The following is a 17,410-nucleotide window of genomic DNA, read 5'->3' as shown; positions in this document are numbered from 1 at the left end:
GCCGAAGCGGGTTTAGACACCTGCTCCGGCATGCATGGACCTAGTGGGCCAGGATTTTCGACAGGAAGGAGCGCGCGCGATCGGTTTTCGGATCGGTGAAGAAGCTGTCGCCCTCCCCGATCTCGACGATCTCGCCGCCGTCCATGAAGACGATGCGGTCCGCCACCTTGCGGGCAAATCCCATCTCATGCGTCACCACCATCATCGTCATGCCCTCCTGGGCGAGCGAGACCATGACGTCGAGGACCTCGTTGATCATCTCCGGATCGAGCGCCGATGTAGGCTCATCGAACAGCATGGCGACCGGGTCCATCGCCAGCGCGCGGGCAATGGCAACACGCTGCTGCTGCCCGCCCGACAATTGGCCGGGATATTTTTTTGCATGCGCCGTCAGCCCCACCCTCTCAAGCAGCGCATTGGCCTTGGCCAGCGCTTCAGCGGGTGAGCGGCCCAGAACCTTCTCCTGCCCGATGCAGAGATTTTCGAGGATCGTCATATGTGGGAAAAGTTCGAAATGCTGGAACACCATGCCCACCTTGGAGCGCAGTTTCGGCATGTCGGTCTTCGGGTTGGTCACCTCCACCCCGTTGACCATGATGACGCCGTTGCCGATCGTCTCCAGCGCGTTGACGCATTTTATCAGGGTCGATTTGCCGGAGCCGGATGGGCCGCAGATGACGACGACTTCACCCTTGGCGACATTCAGGCTGCAATTGGTCAGAACCTGAAAGCTTGGCCCGTACCATTTATTGACGGATTGCAGTTCGATCATGCTGGTTGCTTGCGACATCGGACCGCTCCTTAATGTACGTCAGTCGACATGGGGCCATAGGCCTTGCCGAACCGCTTTTCGATCCGGCGCTGGATCAGTTCCCAGGCGGTCGTCATGGCAAGGTAATAAAGGGCCGCGACCATGAAGAGCTCCAGAACAAGGAACTTTTCCTGAATGAGCACCTGCGTGCGGCGCAGAAGCTCTTCCATGGAGATGATCGAGGCGATCGACGTCGTCTTCAGCACGCCGTTGACGGAATTGCCGAGCGGCGGAATGATGATGCGGAAGGCCTGCGGGGCAACGATGTACCGCATCACCTGCGCCTCGGTCATGCCGATGGCGCGGGCGGCATTGATCTGGCCTTTCGGAACGGCTGCGATACCCGCCCGGACGATTTCCGAGAGATAGGCCGCCTCACAGAGCGACAGGCCGATCAGGGTGGATTGCAGGACGGTGAGCTTGATGCCGATCTGCGGCAGGCCGGTATAGATAATGATGAGCTGCACCAGAAGCGGCGTGCCGCGAAAAATCCAGGTGTAGAAATAGGCCGGCCCGGACAGGAACCGGTATTTCGACATGCGCATGACAGCAATGACGAAACCCAGCGCAAGACCCGCCGTCATGGCGAAGACCGTGAGGCCGAGCGTCACCAGCGCGCCCTCGAACAGATAATAATTCGTCAGATATTCGAAGAAACCTTCCCAGTTCCAACCCTTCACGTCTTTCTCCAATTCATGCGGGAACGGTCGCGGCGAAAGTTTTTCCGCCGCGATGACAGTTCAGATGGATGGAATTCAGCCTTCCGGGCCGAGAACGGCGAGGTCGCCCGGCGCCATGCTGACGCCGTAACCGCCCATCAGCTTTTCGAGCGAACCGTCTGCCCTCATCTCCTTCAGCGCAGCGGAGACGGCATCGGCCACGTCCTTGCTGCCGAAGGAAAGCGAACCGGGGGTCGGATACATGCCTGATAGCGCGTGGGTGAATTCACCGCGATCCTGATATTGCTTGGCGACAGGATCGATAGAGACCGCCGCCTGCACCTGACCGGCGCGCAGCGCCTGATAAACCGTCGCGTAGTTATCGAACAGATTGATCGTCATCGGCGCGAGACCGCGCTTCTTGAAGTCCTCGTTCAGTTCCTTGATCTTGCGCTCGGCATAACCGCCAATATCGGTGCTGACGGCCTTGCCCGCGAGATCATCAACCTTGGTGATGGGATCGGACGCGCCGACGGCCGTGGAAATGCTGATGGCAAGGTTTTCATAGGGGATCATGAACAGGATCTTGCGCCGCTCCGCCGTGACGAACAGGCCGGCGTTGATCATGTCCCAGCGCCCGCCCTGCAAACCCGGCACCATGGTGGCATATTCAGTGCTGATATATTCAGGTTTCAGGCAAAGCCGCTTGGCTATCTCATAGCCGAGTTCAATACGAAGCCCCTTCAACACACCCTGCTGATCGGCATAGGCCATCGGTGGCAGGGTCGGGCTGGTGGCCATGACGAGGTGACCGGGCTTGATGAGGTGGTCGTCGGATATTTTCGGCGTGCAGTCCTGTGCCACGGCGGCACCGGCAAAAAGAGTGAGTGCGGCACCGGCCAACAGGGTTTTGGCGCGCACGACTATGCATTTCCGGGAAATCGGATTCCAGTTCATATTAAGCTCCGCTCTTTATATTATTGATTATGGCATACCATCACATCAAATGGTTTAGCCTGTCAAGAAGCGGAAAATTGATTTTCTAAATTATTGTAAAACAACAATAAAATAAGAAAAACCACATCCGTGCGGCTCCCGGCGGGAAGCCACAAGGATGGGTAGATCTCAGCCGAAAAATCCGTCAGTCGGCGGTTTTTTGCGCCGTCAGAACGGCTTCGGCAATGGCACAGGCGCTGGTCACGTGATCAAGCGCGGCTTTATAAGCGGCGTCCCCGTCACCCTTCCGGATGGCCTCGACGATCTTTTCCATCTGGGCCGGACCTTCGGTATCACGGCTTTTCGTCTTGATGGTCATGGAGCGCAGATGATTGATCCGCACCGTCAGCAGATTGACGACGCCCCAGGCGACGTGCCGGTCGATCTTGCTAAACAATGTCTGGTAAAAGGACGAGGTATGCGCCAGCACGCCCGGCATATCCTTCGCGACATAACTTTCGCGGATGTGCTTGAGTGAAACCTCCAGTGCCTCGACAATGGCCGGGTCCCGGCGTTCGGCGCAAAGACGCGCCGCCATTCCCTCCAGCGCACCACGGATTTCGTAGATCTGCTTGGCCTCGTCGAGATCGAGCAGCGCAACCATCGGGCCTTTGTTCGGCAGGTTCGCCACCAGCCCTTCGGATTCCAGATGCCGCAGAACTTCGCGCACGATGGTGCGGGAAACACCGAGCTGGGCGCAGAGATCACGCTCCACGAGACGGTCGCCGGGGCGGAAATAACCATTCACGATCGCGTCCCGCACCTTGTCGAGCGCGAGTTCCCTCAGCGTCTTTGTCGGACGCTCAACACGAATGGCAGTTCCCTGCAAAGCACCGGTCATGGTATCACCTCGTTTGGCACATCCCGCCTGCGCTCGCCGCACGCCGAAGCAGGTTCTGGCTCTTGATATTATGGCGTACCAACTTATTTAGCCGCGCATCACCTTTATGGCAACAGCGGACGCACGGCGGGCAGCCTGACCAGCCCGGAATACCTCATCCCATCCTTTCCGATGCATAGGAGCCGGGACTGGGCGGAAACACCACCGTTCGGCTGCCGTTCAAAAATACACGCCGATGAATATGGGCGTGGATGGCGCGCGCCAGCACCTGCGCCTCCACGTCACGGCCGAGCGAGACATAATCCTCGGCCGACTGGGCATGGGTGATGCGCACGATATCCTGCTCGATGATCGGTCCTTCATCCAGATCGGCCGTCACATAATGGGCAGTCGCACCGATCAGCTTCACGCCGCGCTGATAGGCCTGCTTGTAAGGGTTTGCGCCCTTGAAGGACGGCAGGAAGGAATGATGGATATTGATGATCTTGCCCGACATGGCCTCGCACATCCTGTCGGAAAGCACCTGCATGTAGCGCGCCAGCACGACGAGTTCCGTGCCGGTGCTTTCAGCAATCTCCATGATCCGGGCTTCGGCCTGCGGTTTGTTCTCCTTCGTCACCGGAATGTGGTGAAAGGGGATGTCGTGATTGACGACCACCTTCTGGTAATCGAAATGGTTGGAGACGACGCCGACAATATCGATCGGCAACGCTCCGATACGCCAGCGATACAACAGGTCATTAAGGCAATGACCGAAACGCGAGACCATCAGCAGAACCTTCATCCGCTCGGACTGGTCGTGCAGCGCCACCTCCATGCCGAATGTCTTCGAAATTGGTGCCAGCCCCGCCATCAGCTCATCCCGCGTCGCACCTTCCTCGGAGATGAAACCCACGCGCATGAAGAAGCGACCGGTGCCGAGATCATCGAACTGCGAACTGTCGACGATGTTGCAGCCTTTCTCCGCCAGCAGGCCTGAAAGGGCGGCAACGATGCCACGGGTGGATTTGCATGTTACGGTCAGGACGAAGTTCGTCATCTGGCGATCTCTCTGTCATCGATATGGGAAAAACCCGCGCGGTTTGACACGCGCGGGAAAAGCCGCAAGGGCGGCGGGGAAAACCGGGCTCAGACGTCGAGCGTGGTTTGATGCTCCCAGGCGGTGAACTGCGCGCAATAGCTGTTCCACTCACCCTGCTTGAGCTTCAGATAGGCCTTCGAGAACTCCATGCCGAGCGCCTGCTGCAACTCCGCATCCTTCTCATATTCGCGCAGCGCATCGAGAAGATTGAGCGGCAGCTTCGGTGCATCCGTGACGGTATGGCCTTCACGATACATGTCGATATCGTAGTGCCGTCCGGGATCGGCCTTGGAGCGAACGCCGGAGAGGCCGGCGGCGATGATGATGGCCTGCAGCAGATAGGGGTTCACCGCACCATCCGGGAGGCGCAGTTCGAAACGCCCCGGCCCCGGCACGCGCACCATATGGGTGCGGTTATTGCCGGTCCAGGTCACCGTATTCGGCGCCCAGGTCGCGCCGGAAATGGTGCGCGGCGCGTTGATGCGCTTGTAGGAATTGACTGTCGGATTGGTGACGGCCGCAAGAGCGGATGCGTGTTTCATGATGCCGCCAAGAAAGGTCTTGCCCTTGGCCGACAGTCCGAACGGCATTGCCTTGTCGGCGAAGGCATTGACCTTGCCGTCGAGGTCCCAGACCGAGATATGGGCGTGGCAGCCGTTGCCGGTCAGCCCCTTGAACGGTTTGGGCATGAAGGTGGCGCGCAGTCCGTGCTTTTCGGCAACGGACTTGACCATGAACTTGAAGAAGGAATGTTTGTCGGCGGTCTGCAGCGCGTCGTCATATTCCCAGTTCATCTCGAACTGGCCATTCGCGTCCTCATGGTCGTTCTGATAGGGCTTCCAGCCAAGCTCCAGCATGTAATCGCAAATCTCGGCGATCACATCGTAACGGCGCATGACGGCCTGCTGATCGTAGCAGGGTTTTTCCGCCGTGTCGTATTCGTCGGAGATTTTCGCACCGTCAGGCGAAATCAGGAAAAATTCCGGCTCGACACCTGTCTTGACCCGCAGCCCCTCGCCCGCCGCTTCCGCAATGAGCTTCTTAAGAACCACACGCGGCGCCTGCTCCACCGGCTGGTCTTCCATGACACAATCGGCAGCGACCCAGGCGACATCCTTTTTCCAGGGAAGCTGGATGACCGAAGAGGCATCGGGCACGGCGAAAAGATCAGGATGGGCAGGCGTCAGATCGAACCATGTGGCGAAACCTGCAAAACCCGCGCCGCCCCTTTGCATATCGGCGATCGCTTCCGCCGGCACCAGCTTGGCGCGCTGGCCGCCGAAGAGATCGGTATAGCTGATCATGAAATATTTGATGCCCTTTTCGGCAGCAAATTTGGAGAGGTCCAGTGTCACGTCATTCCCCTTTTTTTGGTATCAGACACTTCATTGAAAAAAGACGGGCACATCCTCCCAAATGCGCCCGTCCGTTCTTTATGGCTTAAAAGCTGCCTTTCCCCGGGAACCAGTTCGTTCCCGCCAGCGGAACCTGCGCCATGGCAGCCGCCTCCATGGTCAGCGCCACCAGATCTTCCGGCTCCAGATTGTGGAGATGGTTCTTGCCGCAGGCGCGCGCGATGGTCTGCGCTTCAAGCGTCATGACCTTCAGATAATTGGCAAGGCGGCGACCGGCCGCGACGGGGTCGAGGCGGGCGGCAAGCTCCGGATCCTGCGTGGTGATGCCGGCGGGGTCTTTGCCCTCGTGCCAGTCATCATAAGCGCCGGCCGTTGTGCCGAGTTTCTGATATTCCTCTTCCCAATGCGGATCATTGTCGCCCAGTGCAACCAGCGCCGCAGTACCGATGGCGACAGCATCGGCGCCGAGTGCGAGTGCCTTGGCAACATCGGCACCCGAACGGATGCCGCCGGAGACGATGAGCTGCACCTTGCGGTGCATGCCGAGGTCCTGCAGCGCCTGAACAGCTGGCCGAATGCAGGCCAGCGTTGGCATGCCGACATTTTCGATGAAGACATCCTGCGTGGCCGCCGTGCCGCCCTGCATGCCATCCAGCACCACCACATCGGCACCGGCCTTTACCGCCAGCGCCGTGTCGTAATAGGGCCGCGCGCCGCCGACCTTAATATAGATCGGCTTTTCCCAGTCGGTAATTTCGCGCAGTTCGAGAATCTTGATTTCCAGATCGTCCGGGCCAGTCCAATCGGGATGACGGCAGGCGGAGCGCTGGTCGATGCCCTTCGGCAGGTTGCGCATATTGGCGACACGATCAGAAATCTTCTGGCCAAGCAACATGCCGCCGCCGCCCGGCTTCGCGCCCTGGCCGACCACGACCTCGATGGCGTCCGCACGGCGCAGGTCTTTCGGGTTCATGCCGTAACGCGAGGGCAGATATTGATAGACCAGCGTCTGGCTGTGGCCACGCTCCTCATCCGTCATGCCGCCATCGCCTGTCGTCGTAGACGTGCCGGCGATGGTCGCGCCGCGGCCGAGCGCTTCCTTAGCATTGCCTGACAAGGCGCCGAAGCTCATGCCGGCAATGGTGATCGGCGTTTTCAGCGTGATCGGCTTTTTGGCGAAACGTGTGCCGAGCGTGACGGTCGTATCGCATTTCTCGCGGTAACCTTCGAGCGGATAACGCGAGATGGAAGCACCGAGAAACAGCAGGTCGTCGAAATGCGGAACCTTGCGCTTCGTGCCGGCGCCGCGAATGTCATAAATGCCGGTCGCCGCCGCGCGGCGGATTTCCGCCAGCGTATGATCGTCAAAGGTTGCGGATTTGCGCGGCGGGGTGAAGGGGTTGTGATAGCTCATCGGAATATCCCTCGCCTCAATACGCGTCGGCGTTGTCGATGTTGAAATTGTAGAGCGTGCGGGCCGAGCCATAGCGCTTGAACTCACCAGGGCTGACATCCGTGACGCCGGCCTTTTCGAGGAGTTCTGCAAGCTTTTCGAGATGTTCGGGCCGCATTTCCTTTTCGATGCAATCGGCACCCAGGCTCTTCACCGAGCCGCGCACGAAAAGCTTTGCCTCATAAAGGCTGTCACCCAGCGCATCGCCCGCATCGCCGCAGACGACGAGGTGACCGGACTGGCCCATGAAGGCGGACATGTGGCCGATATTGCCTTTCACGACGATATCGATGCCCTTCATGGAAATGCCGCAGCGGGAAGCGGCATTGCCCTTGATGACCAGAAGCCCGCCGCGCCCGGTGGCACCGGCATATTGCGAAGCATCACCCTCGATGACGACGGTACCGGACATCATGTTTTCAGCGACACCCGGCCCGGCCGAGCCGTGAACGGTGACGGTACCGCCATCATTCATGCCGGCGCAATAATAACCGACCGAACCGTGCACATCGACGGTGACGGGGCTGTCGATGCCGACAGCGACGGCATGGTGGCCGCGCGGATTGACGACTTCGAATTCGGTATCGTTGACACCGGAGGAAAGGCCGTGAAGTGCGCTATTCAATTCACGCAAAGGCGTGTGGGAGAGATCAAAAACTGGCATGGATTATGACTTTCAAAACAGGCGCCGATGACGGGTCTCAGGCGGCCTTTTCATGGTCCCAGAAATAGACGGTCGCCGGTTCCGGCTCCCACACGCGGGCGTTTTCAATGCCGGGCAGGTTGACGAGCGCGCGGTATTCCGAACCGAAAGCGACATATTGGTCGGTCTCGGCCATCACCGCAGGCTTGCAGGCGATGGGATCCCGCACCACGCCGAAACCGGATTTGGTGCCGACAACGAAGGTGAAGAAACCGTCGAGATCATCGAGCGCGCCCGTGAGCGCCTCGCCCAGATCCTTCCCCTTGGCCATCTCCGCCGTGAGATAGGCGGCGGCGACTTCCGAGTCGTTCTGGGTCTCGAACGTCATGCCTTCGCGCACCAGTTCGCGGCGCAGATTATTGTGGTTGGAAAGCGAACCGTTATGCACCAGGCACTGGTCGGCGCCGGTGGAGAAGGGATGCGCACCAAGCGTCGTCACTGCCGATTCCGTTGCCATGCGGGTGTGGCCGATGCCATGGGTGCCAGCCATGGAGCGCACGTCAAAGCGGGTGACCACATCCTTCGGCAGGCCGGTTTCCTTGTAGATTTCTACGCTATCACCGGAGCCCATCACCCGCACATTCGGGCGGATAGCGGCAAGAACCGCACGGATACCATCCAGCTTTTCGGACGGAATATCCAGAACCGCATGGGTGCTTTTCACCGTGACCGAGGCGTCAACGCCGTTTTCCTTCAGCGCCTCGGCGAGACCGGAAAAATCAGCGGCGGGATCGGCAGACTGGATCGTCACTTTCGCACGGCCATCGGCCGCACTTCCATAGATCGCGATCCCGGCCGAATCCGGCCCGCGATCGGTCATGGTGACCAGCATGTCCGAGAGCAGCTGACCCAGCTGCGGTTCAAGGCTTTTGTCTTTCAGGAATAGTCCAACAATGCCGCACATCGACAGGCACCTCCATTCGTTTCTGAATGAAGGGCTAACATATGGAATTCCGTTCCGTCAACTATCAGGAATATTTTTTTCTTCTAAGGCAAATTCTCAATCGTTGGTCATCCGCCTTTGCGGATAGGAAATGATCGACAGATAACGGGCAGGAAGTTTCACCAGCTCTTCCGGCCCGTGCGGCGCATCAGCGTCGAAAAACAGGCTGTCGCCGGCCTGCATGGTGAAAAGCTGCTCACCGTGGCGGTAAACCACCTCGCCTTCCAGCATGTAGAGAAACTCCATGCCTTCATGCTGGAAGGTCGGGAACACATCCGAATCCGTGGTCAGCGTGATGAGATAAGGCTCGACTGTGACGCCGCTGGTATTGTTGTCGATATGGCCAAGCAGGCTGTATTGATGGCCGGCGCGGGTGCCCCTGCGCTCGATATTCACGCCCTGCCCCGCCTTGACGAAGGTGGCGCTGCGCGGCTCCTCGAAACCGCGGAAGAAGGCCGTGATCGGCACGCCGAGCGCTTTTGAAAGCGTCTGCAGCGTGGTGAGCGACGGGGAGATATTGCCGTTCTCGATTTTGGAAAGCATGCCGACGGAAACGCCGGTGGCCGAAGCAAGATCGGTGACAGTGATGCCGAGCTTCTTGCGGTAGGCGCGCACCTCGTGGCCGATCGCCATTTCCAGATTGTTGACCCTTGGCTCGCGAACGGCATGCGGGTCCTGCGACGGGAACGCAGCTTCGGTCTTGGTGGCATCCTTGGCCATGGTGTCCTCCGGCAGTATCGTGTTTTCCCTTCCTTACAGGAAAACTATTTTAATCCCGAGGAAATCTTTGCCGCATGGCATTCGGCGTTTGACCGAACCGGGCCTTAAAACTTCCCGAAAAATGTCCGGCGCTGGAAAAGCCGGTGGCGAAGGCCACTTCCGCGATGGAGAGCGGGCTTTGCTCCAGCAATCGCCGAGCATGGTCGAGGCGGATTGCGCGGTATGTCTCCAGAAATGTCGACTTCATATGCGTCGCGAAAAGCCGGTCGAGGTGGCGCGCGCTTGTGCCCGCCAGCTTTGCCATGGTCTGCCGGTCGAGCGGGCTTTCAATGGTCGTTTCCATTTTTTCCAGCACGGTCAGCAAGGCCGGATGGTTGGTACCATAACGCTCCGCCGAAGAGCCGCGTTGTGGTGCACCGGGTTCGGCCACGGCCGTATGCAGATACCAGTCGCTGACACGCCTTGCAAAATGGGCGCCCATTCTCTGCGAAATCATCGCATGCATCATGTCGAGGGGCGCGACGCCGCCGGCGCAGGTGATGCGGTCTCCATCAATGACGAAGCGGGCTTGTCTGGGCGTGAGATGGGCGAACGCTTCCCGGAGCACCGGCGCGTGTTCCCAGTGGATCGTGAAATCGCGATTATCCAGCAGGCCTGCCGCCGCCAGCAGGTAAGCGCCGCTGGAAATACCGCCAATCCTGACGCCCTGGCGCGCCAGTCGCCGCAACATGCCGAACGAACCTTCCGCCACCACCCAGTCCTGCGGTCCACCGCCGGCGCAAACGAAGATCGTATGGCATCGCTCGCCCACCACGGGGAGTGACTGGCAGTCAACGAGGATTCCCGACGAACTTCTGATGGCTTCACCACCGAAGGACAAAGGCACGGCCTCATAAAGATCAGTCCCGGCGATGAGATTGGCGGCCCGAAGCGGCTCCGCCGCCGAGGCGTAGGACATCAGCGCAAAATTCGGGACAAGGATAAAACCGATACGCTGCGTGTTTTTTTGCTCGATAACCGTCATGTCTCTTTTCTAGATCATAATGTCCCTTATCTGCAATCGTCTTTCGAATGGCCTCAGTAAGCTTGTGCGATATCGTTCGAGGTACGCAGATGCGCTATTCCGCCTTTTCCATTTTCAAGAACGGCCTTTTTGGCAACAAATCCTGGAAACCCGCATGGCGGGATGTGTCACCGAAACCGCATTATGACGTCATCATCGTAGGCGGCGGCGGGCATGGGCTGGCGACGGCCTATTATCTCGCCAAGGAATTCGGCATCACCAATGTCGCGGTGCTGGAGAAAAACTATATCGGCTCCGGCAATGTCGGCCGCAATACCACGATCATCCGCTCCAATTACCTGCTGCCGGGCAATAATCCGTTCTACGAGCTTTCGATGAAGCTGTGGGAAGGGCTGGAGCAGGATTTCAACTTCAACGCCATGGTTTCCCAGCGCGGTGTGTTGAACCTCTTTCACTCGGATGCGCAGCGTGATGCCTATACGAGGCGCGGCAATGCCATGCGGCTGCACGGTGTCGACGCCGAGTTGCTGGACCGCGCCTCGGTAAAGACTATGCTGCCGTTTCTCGATTTCGATAATGCACGCTTTCCCGTTCAGGGTGGATTGCTGCAAAGGCGCGGCGGCACCGTCCGTCACGATGCCGTGGCCTGGGGTTATGCGCGCGGCGCAGACAGCCGCGGCGTCGATATCATCCAGGGCTGCGAGGTGACGGGCATTCGCCGGGAAAACGGCGCGGTCGTGGGCGTCGAGACGAGCCGCGGCTTCATCGGTTGCGGCAAGCTGGCGCTGGCGGCGGCGGGCAATTCCTCTCAGGTCGCCGCCATGGCCGGGCTGAAGTTGCCAATCGAAAGCCATGTCCTTCAGGCTTTCGTGTCGGAAGGGCTGAAGCCCTTCATCGACGGCGTCGTCACCTTCGGTGCCGGCCATTTTTACGTCTCGCAATCGGACAAGGGCGGCCTCGTCTTCGGCGGCGATATAGACGGCTATAATTCCTACGCCCAGCGCGGCAATCTGGCGACGGTCGAGCATGTGGCGGAAGCCGGCAAGGCGATGATACCCGCACTCTCCCGCGTCCGGGTGCTGCGCTCCTGGGGTGGCATCATGGATATGTCGATGGATGGTTCGCCGATCATCGACCAGACCCCGATCGACAATCTCTATCTCAACGCCGGCTGGTGTTACGGCGGCTTCAAGGCAACGCCCGCCTCCGGTTTCTGCTTCGCCCATCTTCTGGCGCGCGGCGCACCCCAGGAAACGGCGACTGCTTTCCGGCTGGACCGCTTCCGGCGCGGTAATCTCATCGATGAAAAGGGCCAGGGCGCCCAGCCCAACCTCCACTAAATCCAAAGCGGGATTTCAGGCGAAAACCGCTCACACTTTTCGCCATCCCGCTATCTCGCGGATCAAGGACATTCGAAATGGCAAGTCTCGTGCCCTGCCCGCATTGCGGGCCAAGACCCAAGGAAGAATTCACCATCAAGGGTGCTGCCCTTCAAAGGCCTGCGGCAGATGCCGGCACTGAGGAATGGTTCGACTACGTCTATCTGCGCGACAATCCGCGCGGAACCTACGAGGAATATTGGCATCACACCTCCGGCTGCCGCCGCTGGCTGGTCGTCGCCCGCGATACCGTCACCCATGAGATATCCGCCTGCCGCGACGCGGCCGACAAGACGAAAGTGACAAGCGCATGAGTTCCAACCGCCTGAAGACCGGCGGTCTGATCGACCGCTCCAAACCACTTTCCTTCACCTTCGACGGCAAGCCGATGTCAGGCTTTGCGGACGACAGCCTTGCCTCCGCCCTGCTCGCCAATGGCCAGCAACTCGTAGGCCGCAGTTTCAAATACCACCGCCCACGCGGTATATTGACGGCGGGTGCAGCCGAGCCGAACGCGCTGATGACCATCGGCCGCGACGGCCGTACAGAGCCGAACACCCGCGCCACCATGCAGGAACTTTATGCCGGGCTGGAAGCCAGAAGCCAGAACCGCTGGCCCTCTCTCGATTTCGATATCGGCGCGCTGACCGGCCTTCTGTCGCCCTTCCTCGGCGCGGGGTTCTATTACAAGACCTTCATGTGGCCTGCCGCCTTCTGGGAAAAGGTCTACGAGCCCTTCATCCGCAAAGCCGCCGGTCTTGGCAAAGCAAGCTACGAAGCCGATCCGGATACCTATGACAAATGCTGGGCGCATTGCGACCTGCTGGTGATCGGTTCCGGCGCGGCCGGGCTCGCCGCAGCCCTTGCCGCAGGACGCGCCGGCGCGCGCGTCATCATTGTGGATGAACATTCCCTCGCCGGCGGCGGGCTTCTTTCCGAGACAGCGGCCATCGGCGGCAAGAGCGCTCCGGATTTCGCGGCGCAATGCGTCGCCGAACTCGACGCTTTGTCGAATGTAACGGTGCTGACGCGAACCACGGCCTTCGGCTGGTATGACGGCAACGTCTTCGGCGCGGTGGAACGGGTGCAAAAGCACCTGCCCGATCCGAAAGCACATGTGCCCGTGGAGCGCCTGTGGCGCATCATCGCCAAACGAGCGCTGCTTGCAACCGGTGCGGAAGAACGGCCGCTGGTGTTCGGCGGTAACGATGTTCCCGGTGTGATGATGGCGGGCGCCATGCGCAGCTATCTCAACCGTTATGCCGTAAGCCCCGGTACGACGACGGCAATTTTCACCACCAACGACAGCGGATATGCGCTTGCCCGCGATCTGGAGGCGCAGGGCATCGCTCTTGCCGCCATCATCGACAGCCGTGAGCAGGGTAATCCGCGCTACGAAGGCAAGGCGCGTGTCATCAAAGGTGGCGTCGTCTCGAATGCGCAGGGTGGCAAGGCGCTTTCCGCCATTGAGATATATGCAAATGGCCGCACGGAAAGCATGAATATCGATGCGCTCGCCATGTCGGGCGGTTTCAGCCCCGTTATCCATCTTGCCTGCCATCGCGGCGGAAAACCGGTCTGGTCGGAAGACAATGTTGCCTTCCTCGCACCCGCCAATCTCAAGGGGCTCGAACTCGCCGGCGCAGTATCCGCGATAAATGGCATCGCCGCCTGCCTTGAGGATGGCGCGCGAAAGGGTGCGGCGCTTGCGCAGGATCTCGGTTTTACGGCAACAACACCGACATTCGGCGGCGTGGAAAATGATGTCGTTGCCCCGCCCACGAAGGCACTCTGGTCCATCCCCGGCATCAAGGCCAAAGCCTTTGTCGATTACCAGAATGATGTTCATCGCAAAGATCTCGGTCTCGCCGTCAGCGAAGGTTACGGCCATGTCGAATTGGCCAAACGTTACACCACGAACGGCATGGCGACTGATCAGGGCAAGCTTTCCAACGTCAACGCCATCGGGCTGCTGGCCGAAGCGCGCGGCGTTTCCCCGGCGGATGTCGGCACCACCACGTTCCGGCCGTTCTACACACCCGTCTCCTTTGGTGCGCTCACCGGCGCTTATCACGGCCATCATTTCCAGCCGGTACGCAAATCGCCACTGCACGGCTGGGCCGAAAAAAATGGAGCCATCTTCGTTGAAACCGGTCTCTGGTATCGCTCCTCCTGGTTTCCCCGCAAAGGTGAAAGCAGCTGGCGGGAAAGCGTTGACCGCGAAGTTCTGAATGTGCGCAAAAATGCCGGCCTCTGCGATGTCTCAATGCTCGGCAAGATCGAGATTTGCGGCAGCGACGCCGCCGAATTCCTTAACCGGGTTTATTGCAACGCTTTCCTAAAGCTGCCCATCGGCAAGGCACGATATGGCCTGATGCTGCGTGAAGACGGCATGATCTATGATGACGGCACCACCAGCCGGCTGGAGGAAAACCGCTTCTTCATGACGACCACCACGGCCTATGCGGCAGGTGTCATGAACCATCTGGAATTCTGCGCCCAGGCGCTCTGGCCGGGTCTCGACGTTCGGCTTGCCTCCGTCACCGATCAATGGGCGCAAATGGCGATTGCCGGGCCGAAGGCACGCGCCATTCTGCAAAGAATCGTCGATGAGGATATTTCCGACGAGGCTTTCCCCTTTCTTGCGGCCAAAGAAGTCTCACTATTTGGCGGGCAATTGCACGGACGCCTGTTCCGGATTTCCTTCTCCGGCGAACTGGCCTACGAGCTTGCCGTCCCGGCCGGTTACGGTGAAAGCGTTGCCGATGCACTGATGGAAGCAGGAAAGCCGGAGAACATCATGCCCTATGGTGTCGAGGCGCTTGGCGTGCTGCGCATCGAAAAAGGCCATGTCACCCACAACGAGATCAACGGCACGGTGGTGCCCGCCGACCTCGGCTTCGGCAAGATGGTCTCCACCACCAAGGCCGATTTCATTGGCCGGCGGATGCTGGAGCGCGAGGGGCTTTCCGCCACCGACCGTCCGAGCCTCGTCGGTGTCCTGCCGCTTGATCCAAAACAGTCCTTCCGCACCGGTTCGCATATTCTCGCCAGAGATGCCGCGGCAACGCTGGAGAACGATCAGGGTTATGTCACCTCCAGCGCATTCTCACCCCATCTAGGCTCAACCATCGGTCTCGCCCTCGTCAAGAACGGTCCGGAAAGACATGGTGAGGAGGTCATGGTCTGGAACGGCCTGCGCAACGAATTTACCCAAGCCCGCCTTTGCAACCCGGTTTTTGTCGATCCTCAAAACGAGAAACTCCATGTCTGATTTCAAGTCTGACTTCCGGCCGGCGCTCCGCCCGGTGCTGGGCGCAAAGGGAGCGATTGCCTCCACCGCCATCAAACTCTTCCCTTTGCCGGAAGGCGCGATCATCCACGTTCTGGCCGCACCCGGCGCAGCGGATCTGGAAGCCCGCCTTCGCGGCCTCACCATAGGCGATGTACGCGCGGTCTCACCGGGCCAATGGTTCATCGTCGGTGAACAGCCTCTGCCTCACGCTGATATGAAAGCGCTTCTTACAGCGCTCGAACCTCAGGCAACGGGTGTCGACCAGAGCCAGGGGCGCGTGCGCATCCGCATCGAAGGCAGGCTGAGCGACCGGGTACTGGCCAAAGGCACGGCGGTCGACCTGTCTCTCGCAGCCTTCCCGGTGGGACGCGCCACCACGACGCTGATCGGCCACATCGCCGCCCACCTCACCCGCGTTGACGGACAGGTCTTCGAAGTCATCGTGCTACGCGGTTTTGCCGAAAGCCTGTGGGACGATCTTGCCCGGATGAGCCTCGAGTTCAATTGAGACGCGCAATTAGAGATACGGACGTGACAATAATCATTGATGGAAAAGCAACCGCCAGTTCGGTGATCGATACCGTCAGGCAGGCAAGCGCTACGCTCGAAGAACGCAGCGGCGTCAGGCCAGGACTGGCCGTCATCATAGTCGGTGACGATCCGGCGAGCCATGCTTATGTTAACTCCAAAAGCCGAATTGCCAGGGAATGCGGCTTCAAATCCGTGCAGCACACATTGACTGCGGAAACCAGCCAGAAGGAACTAGGCTCGCTTGTCGCCTCGTTGAATGCCGATCCGTCGATCCACGGCATCCTCGTGCAACTACCGCTGCCGAAGCCGTTGAACAGCGAGCCGATCATTCAGTCAATCCTGCCGGAGAAGGATGTCGATGGCCTGCATGTCGTCAATGCCGGCAAACTCGCCACCGGCGATCTTGAAACCGGCCTGGTGTCCTGCACGCCGGCCGGCGCCATGGTCTTCGTTCGTCGCACGCACGGGGAGGATCTTTCAGGCCTCAACGCCGTCGTCATTGGCCGCTCGAACCTGTTCGGCAAGCCGATGGCGCAGCTACTGCTAAACGCCAACGCCACAGTTACCATCGCTCACTCGCGTACCAAGAATCTGCCGGCCATCTGCCGCAACGCCGATATTCTCGTCGCAGCCGTCGGCCGCCCTGAGATGGTCAAGGGTGATTGGGTGAAGCCTGGCGCAACGGTCATCGATGTCGGTATCAACCGGATTCCAGCACCCGAAAAGGGAGAAGGCAAGACACGCCTTGTTGGCGACGTTGCCTTTGATGAAGCCAGGAACCTCGCAGCCGCCATAACGCCGGTTCCGGGTGGCGTCGGGCCGATGACGATCGCCATGCTGATGGCAAATACTGCGATTTCTGCATATCGAGCCGCTGGCGAGAAACCACCGCTGCTCTGATTTTGGCAAAGGATACGCTGCTGTTCTCGCTTCGCTTCCTTCTGGAAATTCCGGCCGCCTATCGCGCCGCCCGGAAGCCGCTACCATCAAGAAGCTGCAAGGCCACCGCAACGAATTGACCGACGCCTATCGGCTCGAGCGCAGCAATGCCCGAGCCCATCTTGAGCCAGACGCCCGTTTTCACAGGCAGATCGCGGTGATGGCCGGCAGCCGCCGGCTGGGCGCCATTCTCGACAATCTATTCCGATGGTCACGCTCCCAAGCCCGACGACCTTTAAAACAGTCGCATACCATTCCAATTGGACTACCCGTATCATTCGCAAGCGACCGGATCATCGTAAGAAGATAACCCAGAAAAGGTATCACCGACGATCATGGATAAGTAGTTCGAGGTGCTGAAGCGCGACGACTACGTGGATAAGCTTCGTAGCGGCGAGTTTGAGCTGGAGCAGCAACGCAAAAAGGGCTCCGAGTTTCCCCGGAGCCCTTTGATAATCTCTAGATAAATTTGGTTGCGGGGGCAGGATTTGAACCTGCGGCCTTCAGGTTATGAGCCTGACGAGCTACCGGGCTGCTCCACCCCGCGTTGATAGTTTTATTATAGCATAAAGGCCGCAGTAGCGGCCTTTTGATTGGGGTTGAGCCCGTTTTTGTGAATGAGAAGATTTGAAGTTGCGTTTTGCAGACCTGGCAGCGACCTACTCTCCCGCGTCTTGAGA

17 protein-coding genes and 1 tRNA gene are annotated in these 17,410 nt (G+C 59.5%); 6 read left to right on the top strand and 12 right to left on the bottom strand.

What is annotated here, in order from left to right; translation table 11 throughout:
• Positions 1 to 40: 40 nt before the first annotated feature.
• The 11 genes from QD336_RS20460 to QD336_RS20410 form a co-directional block, all read right to left on the bottom strand.
• Entirely contained in the window at positions 41 to 772 is a 732-nt protein-coding gene (locus QD336_RS20460) for an amino acid ABC transporter ATP-binding protein (RefSeq protein ID WP_269341365.1), read from the bottom strand.
• Between the two features lie 29 nt (positions 773 to 801).
• Complete coding sequence (locus QD336_RS20455) at positions 802 to 1,491, bottom strand: amino acid ABC transporter permease (protein ID WP_046799979.1); 690 nt, start codon at positions 1,489 to 1,491, stop codon at positions 802 to 804.
• A 75-nt stretch (positions 1,492 to 1,566) separates the two neighbouring features.
• Positions 1,567 to 2,427 (bottom strand): ABC transporter substrate-binding protein, encoded by an 861-nt coding sequence (locus QD336_RS20450; protein WP_499171987.1) that lies wholly within the window; start codon positions 2,425 to 2,427, stop codon positions 1,567 to 1,569.
• A gap of 184 nt (positions 2,428 to 2,611) precedes the next feature.
• Positions 2,612 to 3,307: a GntR family transcriptional regulator gene (locus QD336_RS20445; protein WP_173989702.1), complete on the bottom strand. Its 696-nt coding sequence runs from the start codon at positions 3,305 to 3,307 to the stop codon at positions 2,612 to 2,614.
• A 154-nt stretch (positions 3,308 to 3,461) separates the two neighbouring features.
• A complete protein-coding gene (gene purU / locus QD336_RS20440) occupies positions 3,462 to 4,346 on the bottom strand; it encodes a formyltetrahydrofolate deformylase (protein ID WP_418137686.1) in 885 nt (294 codons plus the stop codon).
• An 89-nt stretch (positions 4,347 to 4,435) separates the two neighbouring features.
• A complete protein-coding gene (glnT, locus tag QD336_RS20435; RefSeq protein WP_269340124.1) occupies positions 4,436 to 5,743 on the bottom strand; it encodes a type III glutamate--ammonia ligase in 1,308 nt (435 codons plus the stop codon).
• A gap of 85 nt (positions 5,744 to 5,828) precedes the next feature.
• Positions 5,829 to 7,157 (bottom strand): FMN-binding glutamate synthase family protein, encoded by a 1,329-nt coding sequence (locus QD336_RS20430; RefSeq protein WP_010973662.1) that lies wholly within the window; start codon positions 7,155 to 7,157, stop codon positions 5,829 to 5,831.
• A gap of 16 nt (positions 7,158 to 7,173) precedes the next feature.
• On the bottom strand, positions 7,174 to 7,860 hold the full coding sequence (locus QD336_RS20425) for a GXGXG domain-containing protein (protein ID WP_269340122.1): 687 nt from the start codon (positions 7,858 to 7,860) through the stop codon (positions 7,174 to 7,176).
• Between the two features lie 37 nt (positions 7,861 to 7,897).
• A complete protein-coding gene (locus QD336_RS20420; RefSeq protein ID WP_499171986.1) occupies positions 7,898 to 8,803 on the bottom strand; it encodes a class II glutamine amidotransferase in 906 nt (301 codons plus the stop codon).
• A 96-nt stretch (positions 8,804 to 8,899) separates the two neighbouring features.
• Positions 8,900 to 9,577 carry a helix-turn-helix domain-containing protein gene (locus QD336_RS20415; protein WP_269341364.1) on the bottom strand — a complete coding sequence of 226 codons (678 nt, stop codon included), beginning with the start codon at positions 9,575 to 9,577 and terminating at the stop codon, positions 8,900 to 8,902.
• 34 nt (positions 9,578 to 9,611) lie between these two features.
• The gene (locus QD336_RS20410; protein ID WP_499171985.1) at positions 9,612 to 10,586 is read right to left on the bottom strand and encodes a GlxA family transcriptional regulator; all 975 of its coding nucleotides are present in this window, start codon (positions 10,584 to 10,586) and stop codon (positions 9,612 to 9,614) included.
• 89 nt (positions 10,587 to 10,675) lie between these two features.
• Between QD336_RS20410 and QD336_RS20405 the strand changes: the two genes are divergently transcribed.
• From QD336_RS20405 to QD336_RS20380, 6 genes are all read left to right on the top strand, one after another.
• Entirely contained in the window at positions 10,676 to 11,926 is a 1,251-nt protein-coding gene (locus QD336_RS20405; RefSeq protein ID WP_499171984.1) for a sarcosine oxidase subunit beta family protein, read from the top strand.
• A 77-nt stretch (positions 11,927 to 12,003) separates the two neighbouring features.
• Positions 12,004 to 12,279 (top strand): sarcosine oxidase subunit delta, encoded by a 276-nt coding sequence (locus QD336_RS20400; protein ID WP_499171983.1) that lies wholly within the window; start codon positions 12,004 to 12,006, stop codon positions 12,277 to 12,279.
• Complete coding sequence (locus QD336_RS20395) at positions 12,276 to 15,239, top strand: sarcosine oxidase subunit alpha (RefSeq protein ID WP_499171982.1); 2,964 nt, start codon at positions 12,276 to 12,278, stop codon at positions 15,237 to 15,239. Before QD336_RS20400 ends, QD336_RS20395 begins: the two co-directional genes overlap by 4 nt.
• Positions 15,232 to 15,768 (top strand): sarcosine oxidase subunit gamma family protein, encoded by a 537-nt coding sequence (soxG, locus tag QD336_RS20390; RefSeq protein WP_499171981.1) that lies wholly within the window; start codon positions 15,232 to 15,234, stop codon positions 15,766 to 15,768. The genes QD336_RS20395 and soxG overlap by 8 nt, the downstream gene beginning before the upstream one ends.
• Positions 15,769 to 15,791: 23 nt before the next feature.
• Complete coding sequence (gene folD / locus QD336_RS20385; protein ID WP_499171980.1) at positions 15,792 to 16,691, top strand: bifunctional methylenetetrahydrofolate dehydrogenase/methenyltetrahydrofolate cyclohydrolase FolD; 900 nt, start codon at positions 15,792 to 15,794, stop codon at positions 16,689 to 16,691.
• On the top strand, positions 16,639 to 17,040 hold the full coding sequence (locus QD336_RS20380; RefSeq protein ID WP_499172059.1) for an FCD domain-containing protein: 402 nt from the start codon (positions 16,639 to 16,641) through the stop codon (positions 17,038 to 17,040). Before folD ends, QD336_RS20380 begins: the two co-directional genes overlap by 53 nt.
• Positions 17,041 to 17,200: 160 nt before the next feature.
• Here QD336_RS20380 and QD336_RS20375 read toward each other — a convergent pair.
• Positions 17,201 to 17,277: transfer RNA gene (locus tag QD336_RS20375), tRNA-Met, on the bottom strand.
• Between the last annotated feature and the right edge of the window lie 133 nt (positions 17,278 to 17,410).

It is taken from the genome of Rhizobium sp. BR 250, from assembly GCF_047445855.1.
GTDB classification, from domain to species: domain Bacteria; phylum Pseudomonadota; class Alphaproteobacteria; order Rhizobiales; family Rhizobiaceae; genus Agrobacterium; species Agrobacterium tumefaciens_I.
The sequence above is the reverse complement of the archived record's forward strand: the minus strand, read 5'-3'. Positions and strand labels throughout refer to the sequence as shown.